Source organism: Streptomyces sp. NPDC030245 (assembly GCF_055572995.1).
In genome coordinates this window covers 566,357-585,802 of record NZ_JBVICF010000005.1, presented here as the reverse complement: position 1 = coordinate 585,802, position 19,446 = coordinate 566,357, and the positions used below count along the sequence as shown (strand labels likewise).

Here is a 19,446-nt window from a genome sequence, read left to right as displayed (position 1 = left end):
TTGTGCATGCAGGGATACGACAAGTACGCCTTCGAGCCCTTTGCCGTCACCGTCGACCTGGCGGTGTTCACCGTCCGGGACGGCGCGCTGCACGTGCTGCTCGTCGAGCGGGGCCAGGAGCCGTACGCGGGGCGCTGGGCGCTGCCCGGCGGATTCGTGCTGCCCGACGAGTCGGCCGAGCAGGCGGCGGGGCGTGAGCTCGCCGAGGAGACCGGGATCGCGGACGTCGGGCGGCTGCACCTGGAACAGGTGCGCACCTACAGCGACCCGGACCGTGACCCGCGCATGCGGGTCGTCTCCGTCGCCTTCGCCGCGCTGGTGCCGGACCCGCCGGAGGTCCGCGGCGGCGGTGACGCGGCCCGCGCCGCCTGGCTGCCGTACAGCCCGGCCACGTACCGGCCGCTCGCCTTCGACCACGACCGGATCCTCGCCGACGCCCACGACCGGGTCGGCGCCAAGCTGGAGTACACCGGGCTCGCCACGGCCTTCTGCGCTCCCGAGTTCACGCTCGGCGAGCTGCGCCAGGTCTACGAGGCGGTGTGGGGCGCCGAGCTCGACCCCGCCAACTTCCGGCGCAAGGTCGTCGGCACCGCCGGGCTCGTCGAGGCGATCCCCGGCGCGGCCCGGCTGACCGGCGGACGCGGCAAGCCCGCGGCCCTCTTCCGGGCCGGCACCGCCACCGCCCTGCACCCGCCGCTGCTCCGCCCCGCCCCGGAAGGACGGCCCTCATGAAGCGCGCCGCCACCGGCTCCCTCCTGGGCCTCGCCCTCGGGGACGCACTCGGCTTCCCCACGGAGTTCAACGACGTACCGTCGATCCTCGCCAAGTGCGGGCCCTGGCGCGGGATGGAGCTGCCGAAACCCGCGTTCATCACGGACGACACCCAGATGACGCTCGCGCTCGGCCGCGGGTTGCGCACCGCCATGGACCGCGGCCTCCTCGGTCCGAAGCGGCTGGAGCGGCCGCTGCGCGAGGAGTTCGTGGCGTGGTACCAGTCGCCGGAGAACAACCGCGCGCCCGGCAACACCTGCCTGAAGGCCTGCTACCTCCTCAAGACCGGCAAGCCCTGGGAGGAGGCCGGCCAGGTGCACTCCAAGGGCTGCGGCGCCAACATGCGCGTCGCGCCGCTCGGACTCGCGCCCGGCCTGAGTGACGAGCAGCGGGCGGGCGCCGCCCAGCTCCAGTCCGCCCTCACCCACGGCCACCCGACCGCGCTCGCCGCCTCCGACCTCACCGCCCGCGCCGTGCGGCTGCTCGCCGAGGGCGCCGAGCCGACGGGACTCGTCGGACTGCTGCGGTCGTACGCGTACGAGAACCGCGAGACGTACCACGAGCGCTGGCTCGGCGAGCTGTGGACGCGGGGCGGGGACGCGACGCCCCAGGCCTTCATCGCGCGCGGCTGGGACGAGTGCCTGGGCGTGCTGGCGCGGCTGAGGGACGCGCTGCGCTCGCCCTCCCCCGAGACCGACCCCTGCCTCGCCACCGGTGAGGGCTGGATCGCGGAAGAGGCCCTCGCCACCGGCCTGCTGTGCTTCCTGATGTTCGTCGACGACCCGGTCACCGCCCTGCGCAGGGCGGCCTGCACATCGGGCGACTCGGACTCGATCGCCTGCCTCACCGGCGCCTTCGCGGGCGCCCACCTCGGCGCGGACGCCTGGCCCACGGAGTGGACGGCCCGAATAGAACACGGGGCCGAGCTCCAGGAGCTCGGGGCGCTCTGGGACGCTTGACCGATGCCTGTGGACCTGAGCCCCGACCTGCACATCGACCTCACCTCCGTCGTCGCCGAGCAGCGCGACCCGCTGCTCTTCGCGACGGTCTCCGGAGCGCACCTGTACGGCTTCCCGTCCCAGGACTCGGACGTGGACCTGCGCGGAGTGCACCTCCTTCCGGTGGCCGACCTGGTGGGGCTCAGGGAGCCGGACGAGACCCGGTCCCGGATGTGGCACCGGGACGGGGTCGAGCTGGACCTCGTCACGCACGACCTGCGCAAGTTCGTCCGGCTGATGCTGCGGAACAACGGCTACGTCCTGGAGCAGCTGCTCTCCCCGCTGGTCGTGCACACCACCGACGCGCACGCGGAGCTCGTCGCGCTCGCGCCGGCCGTGCTCACCAGCCACCACGCCCACCACTACCGCGGGTTCGCCGGGACCCAGTGGCGGCTCTTCGAGAAGAACGGCGAGCTCAAGCCGCTGCTCTACACCTTCCGGGTGCTGCTCACCGGCATCCACCTGATGCGCAGCGGACAGCTCGTCGCCCAGCTGCCCGCGCTGCTGGCGGAGGTGGCGGACGCTCCCGCGTATCTGGCGGAGCTGATCGACGCCAAGCGCGCGGCCGAGCACGGCGGTGCCGATGTGGACCACGCGCGCGTGGCCGGCGATGTGGAGCGGCTGCACGGCCTCCTCGACGAGGCGCAGGCGGGGTCAGCGCTGCCCGGGGCCCACACGGCGTACGACGCCCTGCACGACTTCGTCGTCCGCGTGCGGCTCCAGGGCTGACGTCCGGCGCGTGCGGAACAGGAAGTCGGCGATCCGTTCGCGGTCGGGCTCCGGCGGGAGCGGGCTGTGCTCGGCCGCCGCCTCCGCTTCGGCCGCGAGCCGGTTCATCCAGGACTCGACCTGCGGCCAGGAGAGCTCGCCGCGCTTCACCGCGAGCAGCGGCTCGCGCTGATCGCCGACGTCGAGCGTCAGCTCACCGGTGCGCAGCAGGTCGCGGCAGGACATCAGGAGCCGCAGCAGGTGCATGGCGTGCTTCCAGCGCGGGGCGCCGTGCGTGCGGACGTCGGCGTCGAGCTTCTTGCGCTGGCCCAGCGCGTACCGGGCGAAGGTGTCGTGGGCCTGCCGGGAGAGGAACGCGTCGCGCAGCGCGAGGAGTTCGCGGCCGGTGTCGGTGACGTGCTCCACGAGCGGCGAGTGCAGGCACTCCAGCACGTTCGGATTGGCGCGCAGGGCGAGCTCGCAGAAGCGTTCCAGCTCCCAGCTGAACTGCTCCTCGGCCGGCCCGTCGACGTGCGTCGGAGGCTTCTCGAAGCGCCAGAACAGCGGGGTGGGGGCCAGGAAGATGCCCCTGCGGTCGGTGTCGCTGCCGTCCGTCGCCAGGCCGAAGGCGCGCGAACCCATCACACAGGAGTAGACCGTGTGGTCGCGTACCAGGTCCTGAGGGTGCATGGGGCGAGCGTACGAGCCTGCTCCACGGCTCGTACGGCCAGGTCCGTACGGGCCCCGATAGGCTTGCCTCCACATCTATGGCGTGCGCGGTACGAGAAGGGGCAGCGACGTGGCGGTACGAGCGGTTCGGGGTGCCGTCCAGCTGGAGAGGGACGAGGCCGGGCACATGGGCGAGCAGGTCAGCGCGCTGCTCACCGCCCTCCTGGAGCGGAACGGGCTGACGGGGGACGACCTGATCAGCATCTGGTTCACGGCCACGCCCGACCTGCACTCCGACTTCCCGGCGGCCGCCGCCCGCGGCCTCGGCATCGGCCTCTCCGACGTGCCGCTGATCTGCGCCCAGGAACTGGACGTGGCGGGCGCCATGCCCCGCGTCGTCCGCGTCCTCGCCCACATCGACACCGACCGCCCCCGCTCCGAGATCACCCACGTGTACCTCGGCGCCGCGGCCGCACTCCGCAAGGACATCGCCCAGTGAGAACCGCCCTCGTCATCGGCACCGGCCTGATCGGCACGTCCGCGGCCCTCGCCCTCGCCTCCCGCGGCGTCGCCGTCCACCTCGCCGACCACGACCCGGAGCAGGCCCGCACCGCGGCCGCCCTCGGCGCCGGTACGGACGAGCCGCCCGAGGGCCCCGTGGACCTCTGCGTCGTCGCCGTGCCGCCCGCGCACGTCGCCGCCACGCTGGCCGACGGCATACGGCGCGGCACCGCGCGCGCCTACCTCGACGTGGCGAGCGTGAAGGGCGGCCCGCGCCGCGAGCTGGAGGCCCTCGGCCTCGACCTGACCACGTACATCGGCACGCACCCCATGTCGGGCCGCGAGCGCAGCGGCCCGCTGGCCGCCACGGCCGACCTCTTCGAGGGCCGGCCGTGGGTGCTGACCCCGACCAGGGACACCGACACCGAGGTGCTCAACCTCGCCCTGGAGCTCGTCGCCTTCTGCCGTGCCGTGCCCGTCGTCATGGAGGCCGACGCCCACGACCACGCGGTCGCCCTCGTCTCGCACATGCCGCACCTGGTCTCCAGCATGGTCGCGGCCCGCCTGGAGAACGCCGACGAGACGGCGGTCAGGCTCTGCGGCCAGGGCATCCGCGACGTCACGCGGATCGCCGCGTCCGACCCGCGGATGTGGATCGACATCCTCGCCGCCAACCCCGGCCCCGTCGCCGACCTGCTCGCCGACGTCGCGTCCGACCTGGCGGAGACGGTCACCGCGCTGCGCGCGTTGCAGTCCGCCGACGGGGCGGAGCGGTCGCAGGGCGCGGCCGACGTCGAGAGCGTGCTGCGGCGCGGCAACGCGGGCCGGTCCCGGGTGCCCGGCAAGCACGGGGCGGGTCCCGCGGCGTACGAGATCGTCGCGGTGCTCATCGACGACAAGGCGGGCCAGCTGGCCCGGATCTTCGCCGACGCGGACTCGGCGGGGGTCAACATCGAGGACGTCCGCATCGAGCACGCCACCGGCCGGCAGGCGGGTCTGGTGCAGCTCATGGTCGAGCCGGCGTCCGCGCCGGTGCTGAGCGCGGCGCTGCGGGAGCGGGGCTGGTCGATCAGGCAGTAGGCCACCCACCCGCGCGCTGCCGCGCCCCGGCGTGCTCCGCGAAGGCCCGCCCGTGTTCTCCGCGAGGGCCGTCGCACGTTCTTCGCAGGGGCTGTCGGGGCAGGGTGTGCGAGCCAGTAACCTTGTGCGGGGCGCGGTCGCGTCCCGCTTCCCTGGCCCGCGTACAGCGAAAGGTGCCCACCGCCCCGTGGAAACAGCCGAAACCGCCGCCCCGGCAGCCGTGATCGTCGCCATCGACGGACCGTCCGGCACGGGCAAGTCGAGCACCTCGAAGGCCGTTGCCGCCCAGCTCGGTCTCAGCTACCTGGACACGGGCGCCCAGTACCGGGCCATCACGTGGTGGATGGTCCACAACGGCATCGATCTCACGGACCCGACGGCGATCGCCGCCGTGGCGGGCAAGCCCGAGATCGTCTCCGGCACCGACCCGGCCGCCCCGACCATCACGGTCGACGGCACGGACGTCGCGGGCCCGATCCGCACCACCGACGTCACCTCGAAGGTCAGCGCGGTCAGCGCCGTCCCCGAGGTGCGCGCCCGCATCACGGAGCTCCAGCGCTCCATCGCGGTGTCGGCGGAGAAGGGCATCGTCGTCGAGGGCCGTGACATCGGTACGACGGTGCTGCCCGACGCCGACCTGAAGATCTTCCTCACCGCCTCCCCCGAGGCGCGCGCCGCCCGCCGCTCCGGCGAGCTGAAGGGCGCCGACATCAAGGCGACCCAGGAGGCCCTGATCAAGCGGGACGCGGCCGACTCCAGCCGCAAGACGTCCCCGCTGGCCAAGGCCGACGACGCCGTCGAGGTCGACACCACCGAGCTCACGCTCCAGCAGGTCATCGAGTGCGTCGTCACCCTCGTCGGGGAGAAGCGGGCCGCGAAGTGAGCGAGGCTCCCTCCGAGCGGGGTGCCGAGGTCGGCCGCCGGATCGGCGTCGGCCTGATGTACGGGCTCTGGAAGCCGCGCGTCCTCGGCGCGTGGCGCGTGCCCGTGAGCGGACCGGTCATCCTGGCCGTCAACCACTCGCACAACGTCGACGGCCCGATGGTCATGGGCGTCGCGCCCCGGCCGACACACTTCCTGATCAAGAAGGAAGCGTTCATCGGCCCGCTCGGCTCCTTCCTGCACGGCATCGGCCAGCTGAAGGTGGACCGCTCGGTCGCCGACCGCACGGCCATCACCCGCGCCCTGGGCGTCCTGGAGCAGGGCGGCGTCCTCGGGATCTTCCCGGAGGGCACCCGGGGGGACGGCGACTTCGCGTCGCTGCGGGCCGGCCTCGCGTACTTCGCGGTGCGGGCCGGAGCCCCGATCGTGCCGGTCGCGGTGCTGGGAAGCACCGAGCGCCCCGGACGGTTGATAAAGCAGCTGCCGCCGCTGCGCAGCCGCGTCGACGTCGTCTTCGGCGACCCCTTCGACGCGGGTGACGGAAGCGGGCGGCGCACGCGCAAGGCGCTGGACGAGGCGACCGTGCGCATCCAGGAGCGGCTCACCGCCCACCTGGAAAACGCCAGGCGCCTGACCGGGCGCTGAGCGAGACTTATCAGTAGTGCCCCGGCCCGACAGGCAGGACGGTGCACCGATCACCACGATGAACGACGAGGTACGGACTTCATGAACGACCAGATCCAGCCCGAGGGCGACGGCTTTGCCGAGCACGACCACGGGGCGCTCGGCGACGCCGAGTACGCACAGTTCATGGAGCTCGCCGCCGAAGAGGGCTTCGACATCGAGGACGTCGAGGGCGCCATCGAGGAGGCGGGCCACGGCCCGCTGCCCGTCCTCGCCGTCATCGGCCGCCCCAATGTCGGCAAGTCGACTCTGGTGAACCGCATCATCGGCCGCCGCGAGGCCGTCGTGGAGGACCGCCCCGGCGTCACCCGCGACCGCGTCACCTATGAGGCCGAGTGGGCGGGCCGCCGTTTCAAGCTCGTCGACACCGGCGGCTGGGAGCAGGACGTCCTCGGCATCGACGCGTCCGTCGCCGCCCAGGCGGAGTACGCGATCGAGGCCGCGGACGCCGTCGTCTTCGTCGTCGACGCCACGGTCGGCGCCACCGACACCGACGAGGCGGTCGTCCGCCTCCTGCGCAAGGCCGGCAAGCCCGTCGTGCTCTGCGCCAACAAGGTCGACGGCCCGTCCGGCGAGGCCGACGCCACCGCCCTGTGGGCCCTCGGCCTCGGCGAGCCGCACCCCGTCTCCGCGCTGCACGGCCGCGGCACCGGCGACATGCTGGACGCCGTCCTGGAGGCGCTGCCGGAGGCGCCCGCGCAGACCTTCGGCACGGCCATCGGCGGCCCGCGCCGCATCGCGCTCATCGGCCGGCCGAACGTGGGCAAGTCCTCCCTGCTCAACAAGGTGGCGAACGAGGACCGCGTGGTCGTCAACGAGCTCGCGGGCACCACCCGCGACCCGGTCGACGAGCTCATCGAACTCGGCGGCATCACCTGGAAGTTCGTCGACACGGCGGGCATCCGCAAGCGCGTCCACCTCCAGCAGGGCGCCGACTACTACGCCTCGCTGCGCACGGCGGCCGCCGTGGAGAAGGCGGAGGTCGCGGTGATCCTCATCGACGCCTCCGACACCATCTCGGTCCAGGACCAGCGCATCGTGACGATGGCCGTCGAGGCGGGCCGCGCCATCGTCGTCGCGTACAACAAGTGGGACACCCTCGACGAGGAGCGCCGCTACTACCTGGAGCGGGAGATCGAGACCGAGCTCGGCCAGGTCGCCTGGGCGCCGCGGGTGAACGTCTCGGCGGCCACCGGGCGCCACATGGAGAAGCTGGTCCCGGCGATCGAGACGGCGCTGGAGGGCTGGGAGACGCGCGTGCCGACCGGCCGGCTCAACGCGTTCCTCGGCGAGATCGTCGCCTCCCACCCGCACCCGGTCCGCGGCGGCAAGCAGCCCCGCATCCTCTTCGGCACGCAGGCGGGCACCAAGCCGCCGCGGTTCGTCTTCTTCGCCTCCGGCTTCATCGAGGCGGGCTACCGCCGCTTCCTGGAGCGCCGCCTGCGCGAGGAGTTCGGCTTCGAGGGGACGCCGATCCATATCTCGGTGCGGGTGCGCGAGAAGCGCGGCCGCAAGAAGTAGAAGGACTGACGAGGCACGGGAATGCCCGGCCTCCCCTCGCGGGAGGCCGGGCATTCGGCTGTCCGGGTGCGGCTCGGCTCAGTGCTCGCGGCGCGGCCCCGGCGGCAGCGCCGCGGGAAACTGGTAGTGACCCGTGGCGTAGTGGTCCTGCTGGCTGTGGCGGGCCATGTGGAACTGGCCGTAGGAGTTGTGGCGCGGTTCGTGCCGTCCGTCGGTGCGGTGCTGGACGCCGTACTGCCCCGAGCCGAAGGAGACGAACCCCAGATCCTCCTCGCCGGACCGGTCGCCCGGCAGGGCCCTGAAGGACCTGAGGTACTCCGAGTACAGCGTGTCGTAGATGGGTGTGGCCGAGTGGCTGCCCGCGGTGTCCGGCGCGGTGCGCATGGACGGGATGGGGCTCTGGTACGCGGGCCGGTGACGGGAGGGGTCGTATGGGTGCACGACTGTGCCAACGAAACGACCGCTCTACGGATGCGGGGGCCGCGCCGCTTTCGCCGGTCCGGCAGGGGTGTGACCGGCACTTTCGGGGTCCGGGGCGGCCCTCCGACGCCTCCCGGAAGCTCAGGTTCCGGCGAGCGGCATGGTGGCCGCGACGAGCCGGCCGTGGGTCGCGGCCTTGTCCAGGGCAGCCCGCAGCATGTCCTCGCGGGGCTGCCGGCCGATGGAGCCGACGGGCGCCGCGAAGAGCAGCACGGTCTGCGTCTTGTTGGCCGCGGTCCGCCAGTCCTCGGTGACCTGGAGCGGGTGGTGCGCCTGCCACCAGGCGACGGGGGAGCCGCCGCCGGTGCCGGGCTGTAGGACGGCGTGCAGCTGGCCCATGGCGAGCAGCACGGACCAGCCGGGCAGCGCGGGCGGCGGGGAGTCGAGCGAGGCCACCGGCGTGAAGCCCTGCTCGATCAGGAGCGGCAGGAAGTCGTCGCCGCCGCCCGGCGCGGCGCCGGGGCGGGCGATGGGGCCGGTCGGTTCGACGACGAGCGCCGGGCGCAGCTCGCCCTCGATCAGGACGAGGCCGCTGGTCACGCCGAGGACGGCCTGGGTCGGCGGCGCCTCGGAGGGTGTCCCGGGCGCCGCCTCGGGCGCCGCTTCGCCGTCGTCCCCGGTGATCGAGCGCACGGCGCCCTGCAACTGCTCCTCGGAGACCGTGACGATCTGGGAGGGCAGGCAGCTGGAGTGGGCGAAGGCCAGTACGGCCGTCTCCTCGCCGACGAACAGGACGGTGCTGGTGCGCTCCTGTTCGGCGTCGCCCGGGGTGCGGCAGGACGTGCAGTCGTAACTGCCCGGGGTGTTGTCTCCGGCGAGCAGCCGGTCGGCTTCTTCGTCGCCGATCTCGGCGCGTACGTCGTCGCTGAGGTCGAGCATGCGCGGCACGGGTGGCTCCTCGGGATCGTCTTCTGGGGTGCATGGGGAAGGTGCGCCGAGCCGGACGGTGTCCGGCTCGTAAGAAGACAACGGTGGATCAGTGGCGCAAGTCACGCGTGGAGGCGAACGGAATCGAACCATCCGCAGCGGAGGGTGAGACGGCTCCTCGAATCCGTCACTCCGCGCCAACAGGTGGTGGGGGCACGGAAGTTGGGGCGGTGAGGTGAGTCACAGATCGGCAGGGTGAGGGGTCGACAAATGCCGATATCAGCTCATGAAGTGGGTGGCTGAAACTCGCCGATACCGCAGGTAACACTCAACTGGCCTGGAATGACAAGGACTTGGTTGATACCGGGCGAGGGGACTCCTACATTCCACCGCCGTGTGCAGCGAGCACCGCTCGGGTACGTCCGCCGGTCGCACCAGCCAGCTCGAAGCGACGACACCGCCGGACGGGGCCGCCCGGGCCCTGAGCGCCGGATGCGTGAGGGGCCCGCACGGTCAGGGGGAGCCCGGGTCCTCCGAGAGGGAAATACATGTCCGCACGTCCCAAGAGCACGCGCACCACGGCAGTGATCGGAGGGGCCGCACTCCTGGCCCCGCTGGGGCTGCTCGCCGCGACCGGCCAGGCCGGCGCGGCCGACAGCGGAGTGTGGGACCGCATCGCGCGGTGCGAGAGCGGCGGGAACTGGCACATCAACACGGGCAACGGCTACTACGGCGGATTGCAGTTCTCCGCCGGTACGTGGCACGCGTTCGGCGGCGGGGCCTACGCGCCGACCGCCGACAAGGCGTCGAAGGCGCAGCAGATCGCAGTCGCCACCAAGGTCCAGCGTGCCCAGGGATGGGGCGCGTGGCCCACCTGTGCGGCCAGGGCGGGCGCGTACGGCAGCGCGCCGTCCGCCGCCGCGCCGGTCCCGAAGGCCGCGAAGCCGGCGCCGAAGGCCGTGCAGCAGCGGCCGGGCGAGGCGCCGGGACGGTCCGACCGCGGGGCCTCCCGTGCCGCCGGCGACTACACCGTCCGGCAGGGCGACACCCTCAGCCGCATCGCGGCCCGGTACGGCACCGACTGGCGGCGGCTCTACGCCGCCAACCGGCAGGTCATCGGCGGTGACCCGGACGTGATCGTGCCCGGACAGCGATTGAGCGTCTGATCCGATAGTCCGACCGGGTGGGCGCGGCTCCGCGGCGGGCGCGGCACACTCAGGGCCCGCCGCGGAGCTGCCTAGCGTGACCCGATGCACCTGATGCAACGGAAGTTGACCAAGCGTGCCCGGTCCGTGTCCCTGGTCCTCGGCGCGGTCCTGGCGACGGCGGCACTGCCGTCGGCCCCCGCGTCCGCGGCTCCGCCGTCGAAGCCGGGGGCCGCCTCCGCCGCTTCCAGGGCGGACGACTGTTCCGTCACCGATGGACCGTGGGAGTGCCTCGCCGAGTGCGAGAGCAACGGCCGATGGCACGCCAATACGGGAAACGGCTTCTACGGTGGGCTCCAGTTCTGGCAGCCCACCTGGGAGGCCCACGGCGGGCTCAAGTACGCGCCGCGCGCCGATCTCGCCACCAAGGAGGAGCAGATCAAGGTCGCCGAGAAAGTCCTGCGCACGCAGGGCTGGGGCGCCTGGCCCGCCTGCTCCAGGAAACTGCGCCTCCAGCGGCTCGACAGTGACGCCCACACGGTGAAGACGGGCGAGACGCTGAGCTCGATCGCGGGCCGGTACGGGGTGAAGGGAGGGTGGCAGGCCCTCTACAGGGCCAACCGCGACAAGGTCGGGAGCAGCCCCGACCGGATCGGCGTGGGCACCCTCCTCGTCATTCCGGGGCGCGCCGCGTCGGGACGGAACTGACCTCTCCCGCCTCCCCGCTGAACACGACCTCGCCGCGGCGCAGTTCGTGCACCACCGCCGTCCGGCTCGCGCCCTCGCGCAAGGCGGGCGGCAGGCGCTGCTCGGCCAGGACCACACACGCGTCCAGACCGGCCAGGAGGGCGTGGGTCCGGGCCGTGACGGCGGGCGACATGCCCTGTGTCGGCTCGTCCGCGAGGACGACCCGCACGGTCGGGAGCAGCGCCCGCGTCAGGGCCAGCATGCGCTGTTCGCCTCCCGAGAGGGTGCCCGCGCGGCGGTGCAGCAGCGGGCGCAGCTCGGGGTAGGCGTCCAGCGGGCGGGTGAAGTCGCCCGCCGGGTACGCCAGGCGCAGGTTCTCCGCGACGGTGAGGGAGGCGAACACCGCCCGGCGGTCCGGTACGAAGCACACGCCGTGCGCCGCACGTTCGTGGGCGGGCCGGCGTGTGATGTCGCGGCCGTCGTGGAGCACCGCGCCCGAGGAGAGGGCGACCGTGCCCGCCAGGGCGCGCAGGACCGTGGTGCGGCCGGCACCGTTGCGGCCCAGGAGCACGGTGACGGCGGTGGCGGGGGCGGCCAGGGTCACGCCGTGCAGGGCCTCCAGCGGGCCGTAGCGGACGCGGGCCTCGCGCAGTTCGATGCCTGCTCGCATGTCAGCGGACCTCTTCCAGTGCCTGGCCCGCGGGGCCCGTGGTCACGATGCGGCCCGCCGCCATCACGTGCACGGTGTCGGCGAGGCCCGCCACGAGGTCGAGGTCGTGCTCGACGACCAGGAGCGCCGTGCCGTCGGCCGCGAGGGCGCGCAACAGGGTGGCCAGCGCCGTCACTTCGGCCGCGTCCAGGCCCGCGGCCGGCTCGTCGAGGAGGAGGGTGTGGGGATTGCCCGCGAGGGCCCTGGCGAGTTCCGTGCGTCTGAGGGCGCCGGTGGAGAGGTCGGCGGCGGGGTGGCTGCCGAGGGGCGTGAGGGCCAGGAGGCGGAGGGCGTCGGCGGTGGCCCGGGTGTGCCGACCGGGAGTTCGGTCCGCGCCCACCTGGATGTTCTCGGCGACCGTCAGCGACGGGAAGACCGCCGGTTGCTGGAAGGTGCGGGCCAGGCCGGTGCGGGTGCGGGCGTGGGCGGGGAGCGCGGTGATGTCGCGGGGGCCCAGGGTGACGCGTCCGGAGGTGGGGCGGAGGGTGCCGGCCAGGCAGTGGAAGAGGGTGCTCTTGCCCGCGCCGTTGGGGCCCACTATCGCGGTGATGCGGCCGGGCGGGACGGTGAGGCTCACGTCGTCGAGCGCCTTGAAGCCGTCGTAGGTGAGGGTGAGGTGGTGGGCGGTCAGGGGGTGGTTCGGGCGGGTGGGTGCGGGTGCCGTCCGGGTGGGGCCACGGGTCGGCCGGCGCCGGTTCGGCGGTTGCGGGGATTCTGGGGCGGCCGTCTTCTCGGGCGCGCCGGTACGTGCGGGTGTGCGGCTCGCGTGATCGTCCGTGCGTGGCGTCCGGGTGGAGTGCGGGGCTGTGGGGGTGGCCTTCTTCTCGTTCGTGATCGTGTGTGGGTGAGTGCGGCTCGCGTGGACCGCCTCGCGTGGCGTCCGGGTGGGGTGCGGGGCCGCGGGGGTGTCTGCGTGCTCGCCATCCCTGCGGCCCGGCCCCCTTGGTTCGGCTCCGGCAGCGTTGGCTCGGTGCTGCGCTCGCAGAAACCCCCACGTCCCCTCCCGTGGGTTCGGCGGCTGCGGGACGGTGGTGCTTCCGGTGCCCACCAGCCTCGCGCGGGCCGCCCGGCCCGCCGGAGTCAGGCGTGGGGTGCTGCGGAGTCTGCGGGTGGCCGTGTGCAGGGCCTCGTACGGGCCGCCGGGGAAGCGGCCGATCAGGACGGCCAGGAGGCCGATCACGGCGGCCGCCATACCGCCTTGCGTTCCCGCGTCCAGGCCGACGAGGAGCGCTGCCGCGCCCAGGGCGCCGAGGACGCTGTCCGAGCCGAGGACCACGACCGCGGCGAACCAGAGGAGTCCGCGCACGGGGTCGTACGCGCCCGCGTCGAACGCCCGGTGGCCCATGGCGAGCATCCCGCCGCCGAGCGCGGCGAGCGCCGCCCCCGTGACGAACGCGGCGAGTTTCAGGGCGGGGACCGGCACCCCGGCGGCCGCCGCGCCCGCCTCGTGGTCCCGCATCGCCGCGAGGGCCCGGCCCGTGCGGCCCCGGCGCAACGCGGTGACCAGGAGCGACGCGCCCGCGAGGAGTACGAGTTCGAGGACGTAGTACGCGCGGTCGCCCGTGAAGCCCGCGGGCCGGTCCAGGGTCAGGCCCGCCGTCGCGTACGGCTGGGTGAAGACGAAGCGGCTCACGCCCACGCCGACCGCGAAGGTCGCGAGGGCCAGCGCCAGGCCGTGCCTGCTGATCGCGGGTCGGCCCGTGAGCAGCCCCAGGGGCGCGACGAGGAGGACCGCGACGGCGAGAGCGGGCAGGTGCGGGAGTTCGGGGAGGCCGGGGAAGCGGCCCGCCGCGAGGAGCGCCGTGAAGAGGGCGCCCAGACCCGCGTACGCCGCCTGGCCCAGGGAGATCTGGCCGCCCCGGCCCGTGACGATCACGAGCGAGAGGAGGATCACCGCGAGCGCCGGGACCTGCACCGACGTCGTGAGGTCGCGGCCCGCGAAGCCCAGCGGGATGAGGAAGAGGACCGCCGCCACGATCCAGGCGCCCGGGGGCGTGGGGACGCGGGCCGTCGCCGTGCGGGGGAGGGCGTCCCGGGAGCCGATGCCGGGCAGGACGAGCGCCGCGACGAGCAGGGCGATCACGAAGAGGTTGGCGCCCGCCGTCTGGAGGAGCTGTTCCTGCCAGTCCCCGGGGTGCAGGCGCGTCAGCTGGCTCTGCGCCACGCCCAGGCCGAGGGCGACCGCCACGGCGACGGGCAGGCTGCGCATGCCGGCCGCCACGGCGACCGCCACCACCTCCATGACCAGCAGTGGCATGCCGTACGGGTCCAGGCGTACGTGGGGGGCGAGCAGGACGCCGGTGAGGCCGGCCGTGCAGGAGCCGAAGGCCCAGCCCGCCGCGGCCACCCGGTCCGCGTCGATGCCGGAGACCACGGCGAGATGGCGGTTGTCGACGACCGCGCGCAGCTCGCCGCCGAAGCGGGTCCAGCGGGTCAGCGCGCCCACGGCGGCGGCGAGGGCGACGGCCGTGCCGAGCTGCGCCCAGGGGTCGGCGGTGAGGAGTTCGGGCGCGTCGTCGCGGGCGCCGGGACCCCAGAGGAGGGCCGCTCCGCCGACGAGCAGGACGAAGACGCCGATCGAGGCGACCAGGGTCTGGGCGGGGTCGCTGCCCAGGACCGCGAGGGGGCGGAAGACCGCGCGGTCGAGGAGCAGGCCGATGGCGGGCGCGACGACGAGCAGGGTGACCGCGGCGGCCAGGGGGAGCGGCCAGTGCCATTCGGCTGTCAGCTGGCGCAGGACGTAGGCGCAGAGCATGGCGATCGCGCCGTGCGCGAAGTTGAGGACGCCGGTGGCGCGGTGGGTGACGATCAGGCCGATGCCGGTGAGGGCGGCGGCGCTGCCGACCGAGAGCCCGGCCAGTGTCAGGTCGTAGCTCAGGGACGCCACCGGGTCAGTGCTCCGACGCCGGTGCGGGGGCGGTCGGCGGGTCGTCGGGCTCCGGGGGACGCCCCGGTTCGCAGATCGGGCAGGGGGCCAGGGCGCCCGCGGCGACGACCGTGGCGTCGGCGGGGACGGCCGTCGGCTTCCCGGCGGCCAGCGGGCAGTCCGCGCGGTGCCAGAGCGTGCCGCCGGGGACCGTGAGGAGCGCGTCATCGGTCGCCACGGGGACCTGCTGCCGGTCCCCGGTGGGTGGGGGCTCCGCCGCCACCAGGAGTCCGTACAACTCCTCGACGCGCGCCGCCGCGAGGGCGCTCCTGCCGTGGGTGAGCAGCACCGCGCCCGCGACGATCAGGGCGGCGCCCGGCACCGTGCAGGAGGCGAGGTAGGGCAACTGCCGCTCGGCGAACCGCTCTCCGGAGACGCCGTACCAGCCGATCACGCAGAGCACCGCGCCGCCGGCGAGCGCCGCGAAGGCCGCCCACAGCACGGGGCGCACGGCGCGCGAGCGGTCCCGGCCGGACGCCCCGGCCGTCCGAACTGTCCGATCCGCCCCCATCGGAACCCCCCTGGGACACATCGTCGGTCACGTCAGTGACGTCAGTGGGCTGTCCATGTCAGCCGATGGCTTGCACTATGCCTCCTGGAAGCCGACGCTGAAAGCTCCGGGCCCGCGCGGCCCGGACCGACACCCGGTGGTGAGCCAGATGGTTCTCGGGAGCAGCCCAAGGCGGGGGACGCACCCCGGGCGGGGCAGGGCGCGGGGCGCGGCGCTGGCGGCCGCCGCGGTCCTGCTGATCGGACCGGCCGCCGTGGCCTGCGGCGACGACAGCGGGGGCGGGGACGGCGGCACGCCGCCCGAGCCGTCCGTGGAGAAGACGGCCGAGCGGACGACCGAGCCCGCGGAAGCGGACGCGCCCGCCGATCCGGCCGCCGCGGAGAACGAAGTCCGGGAGAACTGGGAGAAGTTCTTCGACCCGAAGACGTCTTTGAAGGAGAAGGAGACCGTCCTGGAGAACGGCGCCGAGATGCGCGCCGTGCTGCGGAGCTTCAGCGGCGACGAGCGGGGCGAGCAGGTCGCGGCCGAGGTCGGCGAGGTCGAGTTCAACTCCGCCACCGAGGCCGACGTGACGTACGCGCTGACGCTGAAGGGCGCCACCGCGCTGCCCGACGCCTCCGGAACGGCCGTCGACGAGGACGGCACCTGGAAGGTGTCGGTCAAGACCCTCTGCGCCCTGGTGAAGCTGAGCGGGAATGCGTCGCCCGGTCCGGGCTGCTGAGGCACTGTCCGCCGCCGCGCTCCTGGTGGCGTGCGCGGCCTGCGGGAGCCGGCTGCCGGAGAGCGACTTCGAGCGGCGCGGCACCGGGCCCGCCCCGGCCGGGGGAGCGCCGGTCAGGGTCGGCATCATCACCAGCGCGACCAGCCCGGTCGGCGGCGCCGCCTTCACCGGGCCACGGGACGGGGCCAAGGCCTATTTCGACCGGCTGAACGCGCGCGGCGGCATCGCAGGACGCAGGGTCGAGGTGCACACCTGCGACGACGGCGGCAGCGGCGTCGGCAACAACGACTGCGTGCGCAAGCTGGTCGAGGAGCAGCGCGTCGTCGCGCTCGTCGCCACGTCCTCGCTGGACTACGCGGGGGCGGCACGCGTCTCACGGGCGCGGGTGCCCGACATCGGGGGGCAGCCCATCGGCTCGGCCTACGACACGTATCCGTATCTGTACGGGATCTACGGCAGCCTCGCCCCGCGCAACGGGAAGCCGGGCTGGGACGGCAAGCTGTACGGCGGGACGGAGGTCTACCGCTACTTCAAGCGGGAGCACGGCGCGCGGACCGCCGCCGTCGTCGCCTACAACCAGGCCGCGTCCGCCGCGTACGCACGGCTCGTCACCCGGGGCCTGAAGGCCGAGGGGTACAAGGTGGTCACCGAACAGGTCGACTTCGCGCTGCCCAACTTCCGTGCCGCGGCGGCCGATCTGAAGGAGCAAGGCGCCGACCTCGTCTTCGACGCGATGGACACCCACGGCAACGCGCGGCTGTGCGAGGCGATGGACGACGTCGGCGCGCGGGTCACCGCCAAGGTCACCAACGTGCAGAACTGGACCTCGGCCGTCGCCGACGACTACAAGGACGCGCCCCGCTGCCGCAACGCCCTGTGGGCCACCGGGTCGAGCAGGAACCACGAGGACACCGGCCACCCGGCCGTACGCGAGTTCCGCGCGGCCATGCGGGGCGAGGCGCTCTCGCAGTGGCAGCTGGAGGGGTGGGCCGCCGCCATGTGGTTCACCGACGCGGCGCGGTCCTGCCCGGGCGGCGCCGACGTCACGCGCGCGTGCGTGGACCGTTTCATGCGCAGGGACGAGCCGTACTCCGCGCGGGGGCTGCTGGTGCCCGTGGAGTTCGAGCGGCGGAGGGAACCGCCCACGACGCGCAGGACGTGTGTGTCGGTGGCCCGCTGGCGGGACGGGCGGGGCTGGGTCACTCAGGGCGGCGACATGAACGAGAACTGTTTCGACGTCCCTCAGCTCTCTTACCAGCCTTGATGCACGCCATCGCGGAAAAGTTCCCATCCTTGGCTTGCGATCAGGCATCTGTTCGGAAACAGGATGGTGATGTCACCCAACCATTGGCCAGGATTCCCCGTCTAACCCTGCGGTAGGCGGACGAGGGGGACTGTCCGCATGGAAGCGCGGAATACGGGGACGCATGCACATTTCTTTCCTGATTCACAACGCGTACGGGATCGGAGGAACGATCCGGACGACGTACAACCTGGCGAACACGCTGGCCCAACAGCACGACGTCGAGGTCGTATCCGTCTTCCGGCACCGCGACGAGCCTGTCTTCGCGCCTGACCAGCGCGTCCGACTGAGCCACCTCGTCGACCTCCGCAAGGGCGCCCCCGGCTATGAGGGGGAGGATCCGGAGCACCTGCGTCCGGCCCGGACGTTCCCCGCCGCCGAGGGCCGCTACGACCAGTACAGCGCTCTGACCGACCGGCGTATCGCCGCCCACCTGGCGGCCCTCGAATCGGACGTCGTCGTCGGCACCCGGCCCGGCCTCAACGTGCACATCGCCCGTCAGACCGCGCGCGGTCCGCTGCGCGTCGGCCAGGAACACCTCACACTCGACAGCCACAGCAAGGAGCTGCGCCGCCAGCTGCGCAGCGTCTACCCGCGCCTCGACGTCCTGACCACGACGACCGAGGCCGACGCCCGCGCCTACACCCGCAAGATGCGGCTGCCCGGCGTGCACGTCCAGGCCGTGCCGAACCCCGTGCCCGCACCCGGCATAGAGCCCGCCGACGGCTCCCACAAGTGGGTCGTCGCGGCCGGACGCCTCGCCCCCGTCAAGCGGTACGACCTGCTGATCAGAGCCTTCGACAAGGTGCGGCGCGAGCGCCCCGACTGGCGGCTGCGGATCTACGGCGGCGGCAAGCAGAAGGAGAAGCTGCGCGCCCTGATCGACGAACTCGGCCTCTACAACCACGTCTTCCTCATGGGCCCCGCCCACCCGATCGAGCCCGAGTGGGCCAAGGGCTCCATCGCCGCCGTCACCTCCAGCCTGGAGTCCTTCGGCATGACGATCGTCGAGGCGATGCGCTGCGGACTCCCCGTGGTCGCCACCGACTGCCCGCACGGACCCGGCGAGATCATCGACAACGGTGTCGACGGGCGGCTCGTCGAGACGGGCAACGCCGACGCCATAGCGGGCGGCCTGCTCGAACTGATCAACAACGACTCGCTCCGGCAGCGGATGGCGGGCGCGGCGCTCCAGGACTCCGAGCGCTTCGACCCCGAACGCATAGCCGAGCGCTACGACGCGATGTTCTCCGGGATGCTCGCCCGCGGGAGCTCGATGGGGGGCCGGATGCGCGGCTCCCTGCACCGCACGCGAGGCGCGCTGCTCGGGGGCGCGTACGCCGTGCGTGATCTCGGCCGCATACAGACGAAGGGATCGACCGCATGACGGCCTTGGCCACCTCGCAGTCGGCGTCGCACGCCGGGGACGACCACGAGGCCGCGGGGGCGCCCCGCGCCGACTGCATCGCCGACTCCGCCGGGGGGCTCACCTTCGACGTCACGGACCCCGGCGAACCCGGCACGGCGGACGCCGCCCACCTGCTGCTGCGCCGCCGCGACGCCGCATCCCCCGAGGACTGCGTGCGGCTGCCGCTCTCCCCGTCGGCCGACGGCAGGCTGCGGGCCGCGCTGCCCAGCAGCGTCGAGCTCGCCGAGGGCCGCTGGAACGCGTACGCGCAGGTCGCGGGCGGCGAGCCGCGCCGCCTCATGCCGGGCGTCAACGACCTGCGCTCCCTGGTCGACCGCGCGCCCAGCGGCAGCCGAGGCCACGTCGCGGTACGCATCCCCTACGCCACCAAGCAGGGCAACCTCTCCGTGCGCAGCTGGCTGCGCGCGCCGCACGCCGAGGCCGGCGAGATCGAGATCACCGGCACCACCATGACCGCGCACGGCCGGGTGTACGGCACCGGGCTCACCCCCGCCGCGTACGTCGAGGCCGTCCGGCGCGCCGAGCCGGACGCCGTCCACCGCGCCGAAGTCACCGCGGACGGACCGGAGTTCACCTTCACGCTGCCGTACGGCCCCCTCGCCGCACACGGCGCGGGGCCCTGGGACCTGTGGCTGCTCCCGGCCGGCGGGAGCGGCCCGCGGGTGCGCCTGGCCCGCATCCTGGACGACGTCCCGGACAAGAAGACGATCTTCACCTACCCGGTCGTGCCGTGCGCGACGGAGCGGCACGGCACGCTGGAGACGGGCCCGTACTACACCCTCGACAACGACCTGTCCGTGCGCGTCCGCGAGACGCGCGGCGAGGAGGCGGCCGGCGAGGACGGCTGACGCCGC

General features: G+C 73.5%; 20 protein-coding genes. 14 read left to right on the top strand and 6 right to left on the bottom strand.

Going from position 1 to position 19,446, the window contains the following annotated elements:
* Positions 1-6: 6 nt before the first annotated feature.
* From ACZ4Z4_RS17255 to ACZ4Z4_RS17245, 3 genes are read left to right on the top strand one after another with little or no spacing between them, the layout of a single operon-like run.
* On the top strand, positions 7-732 hold the full coding sequence (locus tag ACZ4Z4_RS17255; RefSeq protein WP_468327607.1) for an NUDIX hydrolase: 726 nt from the start codon (positions 7-9) through the stop codon (positions 730-732).
* A complete protein-coding gene (locus ACZ4Z4_RS17250; protein WP_468327605.1) occupies positions 729-1,730 on the top strand; it encodes an ADP-ribosylglycohydrolase family protein in 1,002 nt (333 codons plus the stop codon). The genes ACZ4Z4_RS17255 and ACZ4Z4_RS17250 overlap by 4 nt, the downstream gene beginning before the upstream one ends.
* Before the next feature lie 3 nt (positions 1,731-1,733).
* Positions 1,734-2,498: a nucleotidyltransferase domain-containing protein gene (locus ACZ4Z4_RS17245; RefSeq protein WP_468327603.1), complete on the top strand. Its 765-nt coding sequence runs from the start codon at positions 1,734-1,736 to the stop codon at positions 2,496-2,498.
* On the opposite strand, the gene ACZ4Z4_RS17240 is transcribed toward ACZ4Z4_RS17245, so the two are convergent.
* Positions 2,424-3,167 carry a nucleotidyltransferase domain-containing protein gene (locus tag ACZ4Z4_RS17240; RefSeq protein ID WP_468327601.1) on the bottom strand — a complete coding sequence of 248 codons (744 nt, stop codon included), beginning with the start codon at positions 3,165-3,167 and terminating at the stop codon, positions 2,424-2,426. The genes ACZ4Z4_RS17245 and ACZ4Z4_RS17240 overlap by 75 nt on opposite strands.
* 109 nt (positions 3,168-3,276) lie before the next feature.
* On the opposite strand from ACZ4Z4_RS17240, the gene aroH reads away from it, so the two are divergent.
* The 5 genes from aroH (at position 3,277) to der (ending at position 7,814) form a co-directional block, all read left to right on the top strand.
* On the top strand, positions 3,277-3,645 hold the full coding sequence (gene aroH, locus ACZ4Z4_RS17235) for a chorismate mutase (protein WP_468327599.1): 369 nt from the start codon (positions 3,277-3,279) through the stop codon (positions 3,643-3,645).
* A complete protein-coding gene (locus ACZ4Z4_RS17230) occupies positions 3,642-4,727 on the top strand; it encodes a prephenate dehydrogenase (RefSeq protein ID WP_468327597.1) in 1,086 nt (361 codons plus the stop codon). The genes aroH and ACZ4Z4_RS17230 overlap by 4 nt, the downstream gene beginning before the upstream one ends.
* A 187-nt stretch (positions 4,728-4,914) precedes the next feature.
* On the top strand, positions 4,915-5,610 hold the full coding sequence (gene cmk, locus ACZ4Z4_RS17225; protein WP_468327595.1) for a (d)CMP kinase: 696 nt from the start codon (positions 4,915-4,917) through the stop codon (positions 5,608-5,610).
* 56 nt (positions 5,611-5,666) lie between these two features.
* The gene (locus ACZ4Z4_RS17220; protein WP_468327704.1) at positions 5,667-6,254 is read left to right on the top strand and encodes a lysophospholipid acyltransferase family protein; all 588 of its coding nucleotides are present in this window, start codon (positions 5,667-5,669) and stop codon (positions 6,252-6,254) included.
* Between the two features lie 81 nt (positions 6,255-6,335).
* Positions 6,336-7,814 carry a ribosome biogenesis GTPase Der gene (der, locus tag ACZ4Z4_RS17215; protein WP_468327593.1) on the top strand — a complete coding sequence of 493 codons (1,479 nt, stop codon included), beginning with the start codon at positions 6,336-6,338 and terminating at the stop codon, positions 7,812-7,814.
* 78 nt (positions 7,815-7,892) lie between these two features.
* On the opposite strand, the gene ACZ4Z4_RS17210 is transcribed toward der, so the two are convergent.
* The gene (locus ACZ4Z4_RS17210) at positions 7,893-8,198 is read right to left on the bottom strand and encodes a hypothetical protein (RefSeq protein ID WP_468327591.1); all 306 of its coding nucleotides are present in this window, start codon (positions 8,196-8,198) and stop codon (positions 7,893-7,895) included.
* A 177-nt stretch (positions 8,199-8,375) separates the two neighbouring features.
* Positions 8,376-9,182 (bottom strand): hypothetical protein, encoded by an 807-nt coding sequence (locus ACZ4Z4_RS17205; RefSeq protein ID WP_468327589.1) that lies wholly within the window; start codon positions 9,180-9,182, stop codon positions 8,376-8,378.
* A gap of 527 nt (positions 9,183-9,709) precedes the next feature.
* Between ACZ4Z4_RS17205 and ACZ4Z4_RS17200 the strand changes: the two genes are divergently transcribed.
* Both ACZ4Z4_RS17200 and ACZ4Z4_RS17195 read left to right on the top strand, forming a co-directional pair.
* Complete coding sequence (locus tag ACZ4Z4_RS17200; RefSeq protein WP_468327587.1) at positions 9,710-10,327, top strand: LysM peptidoglycan-binding domain-containing protein; 618 nt, start codon at positions 9,710-9,712, stop codon at positions 10,325-10,327.
* An 84-nt stretch (positions 10,328-10,411) separates the two neighbouring features.
* Positions 10,412-11,014 (top strand): transglycosylase family protein, encoded by a 603-nt coding sequence (locus tag ACZ4Z4_RS17195; protein ID WP_468327585.1) that lies wholly within the window; start codon positions 10,412-10,414, stop codon positions 11,012-11,014.
* Here ACZ4Z4_RS17195 and ACZ4Z4_RS17190 read toward each other — a convergent pair.
* Genes ACZ4Z4_RS17190 through ACZ4Z4_RS17180 form a run of 3 tightly spaced genes read right to left on the bottom strand, consistent with a single transcriptional unit; the run spans position 10,980 to position 15,139 of the window.
* Positions 10,980-11,663 (bottom strand): ATP-binding cassette domain-containing protein, encoded by a 684-nt coding sequence (locus ACZ4Z4_RS17190; protein ID WP_468327583.1) that lies wholly within the window; start codon positions 11,661-11,663, stop codon positions 10,980-10,982. The genes ACZ4Z4_RS17195 and ACZ4Z4_RS17190 overlap by 35 nt on opposite strands.
* A 1-nt stretch (position 11,664) precedes the next feature.
* Positions 11,665-14,589: an ABC transporter permease subunit gene (locus ACZ4Z4_RS17185; protein WP_468327581.1), complete on the bottom strand. Its 2,925-nt coding sequence runs from the start codon at positions 14,587-14,589 to the stop codon at positions 11,665-11,667.
* A 4-nt stretch (positions 14,590-14,593) separates the two neighbouring features.
* Positions 14,594-15,139, bottom strand: a complete 546-nt coding sequence (locus ACZ4Z4_RS17180) for a hypothetical protein (protein WP_468327579.1) — start codon at positions 15,137-15,139, stop codon at positions 14,594-14,596.
* Positions 15,140-15,287: 148 nt separating this feature from the next.
* On the opposite strand from ACZ4Z4_RS17180, the gene ACZ4Z4_RS17175 reads away from it, so the two are divergent.
* From ACZ4Z4_RS17175 to ACZ4Z4_RS17160, 4 genes are all read left to right on the top strand, one after another.
* The gene (locus tag ACZ4Z4_RS17175; protein WP_468327577.1) at positions 15,288-15,860 is read left to right on the top strand and encodes an MTB12 C-terminal domain-containing protein; all 573 of its coding nucleotides are present in this window, start codon (positions 15,288-15,290) and stop codon (positions 15,858-15,860) included.
* Positions 15,835-17,124 (top strand): ABC transporter substrate-binding protein, encoded by a 1,290-nt coding sequence (locus ACZ4Z4_RS17170; protein WP_468327576.1) that lies wholly within the window; start codon positions 15,835-15,837, stop codon positions 17,122-17,124. Before ACZ4Z4_RS17175 ends, ACZ4Z4_RS17170 begins: the two co-directional genes overlap by 26 nt.
* 163 nt (positions 17,125-17,287) lie before the next feature.
* Complete coding sequence (locus tag ACZ4Z4_RS17165) at positions 17,288-18,550, top strand: glycosyltransferase family 4 protein (RefSeq protein ID WP_468327574.1); 1,263 nt, start codon at positions 17,288-17,290, stop codon at positions 18,548-18,550.
* Positions 18,547-19,440, top strand: coding sequence for a hypothetical protein (locus ACZ4Z4_RS17160; protein ID WP_468327572.1), 894 nt, complete (start codon positions 18,547-18,549; stop codon positions 19,438-19,440). The genes ACZ4Z4_RS17165 and ACZ4Z4_RS17160 overlap by 4 nt, the downstream gene beginning before the upstream one ends.
* Positions 19,441-19,446: the final 6 nt, after the last annotated feature.

Coding starts and splice junctions, on each gene's coding strand:
- ACZ4Z4_RS17255 (WP_468327607.1), top strand. CDS start 7: ATGCAGGGATACGACAAGTACGCCTTCGAGCCCTTTGCCGTCACCGTC.
- ACZ4Z4_RS17250 (WP_468327605.1), top strand. CDS start 729: ATGAAGCGCGCCGCCACCGGCTCCCTCCTGGGCCTCGCCCTCGGGGAC.
- ACZ4Z4_RS17245 (WP_468327603.1), top strand. CDS start 1,734: ATGCCTGTGGACCTGAGCCCCGACCTGCACATCGACCTCACCTCCGTC.
- ACZ4Z4_RS17240 (WP_468327601.1), bottom strand. CDS start 3,167: ATGCACCCTCAGGACCTGGTACGCGACCACACGGTCTACTCCTGTGTG.
- ACZ4Z4_RS17220 (WP_468327704.1), top strand. CDS start 5,667: ATGTACGGGCTCTGGAAGCCGCGCGTCCTCGGCGCGTGGCGCGTGCCC.
- der (WP_468327593.1), top strand. CDS start 6,336: ATGAACGACCAGATCCAGCCCGAGGGCGACGGCTTTGCCGAGCACGAC.
- ACZ4Z4_RS17210 (WP_468327591.1), bottom strand. CDS start 8,198: ATGCGCACCGCGCCGGACACCGCGGGCAGCCACTCGGCCACACCCATC.
- ACZ4Z4_RS17200 (WP_468327587.1), top strand. CDS start 9,710: ATGTCCGCACGTCCCAAGAGCACGCGCACCACGGCAGTGATCGGAGGG.
- ACZ4Z4_RS17195 (WP_468327585.1), top strand. CDS start 10,412: ATGCACCTGATGCAACGGAAGTTGACCAAGCGTGCCCGGTCCGTGTCC.
- ACZ4Z4_RS17190 (WP_468327583.1), bottom strand. CDS start 11,663: ATGCGAGCAGGCATCGAACTGCGCGAGGCCCGCGTCCGCTACGGCCCG.
- ACZ4Z4_RS17180 (WP_468327579.1), bottom strand. CDS start 15,139: ATGGGGGCGGATCGGACAGTTCGGACGGCCGGGGCGTCCGGCCGGGAC.
- ACZ4Z4_RS17175 (WP_468327577.1), top strand. CDS start 15,288: ATGGTTCTCGGGAGCAGCCCAAGGCGGGGGACGCACCCCGGGCGGGGC.
- ACZ4Z4_RS17170 (WP_468327576.1), top strand. CDS start 15,835: ATGCGTCGCCCGGTCCGGGCTGCTGAGGCACTGTCCGCCGCCGCGCTC.
- ACZ4Z4_RS17165 (WP_468327574.1), top strand. CDS start 17,288: ATGCACATTTCTTTCCTGATTCACAACGCGTACGGGATCGGAGGAACG.
- ACZ4Z4_RS17160 (WP_468327572.1), top strand. CDS start 18,547: ATGACGGCCTTGGCCACCTCGCAGTCGGCGTCGCACGCCGGGGACGAC.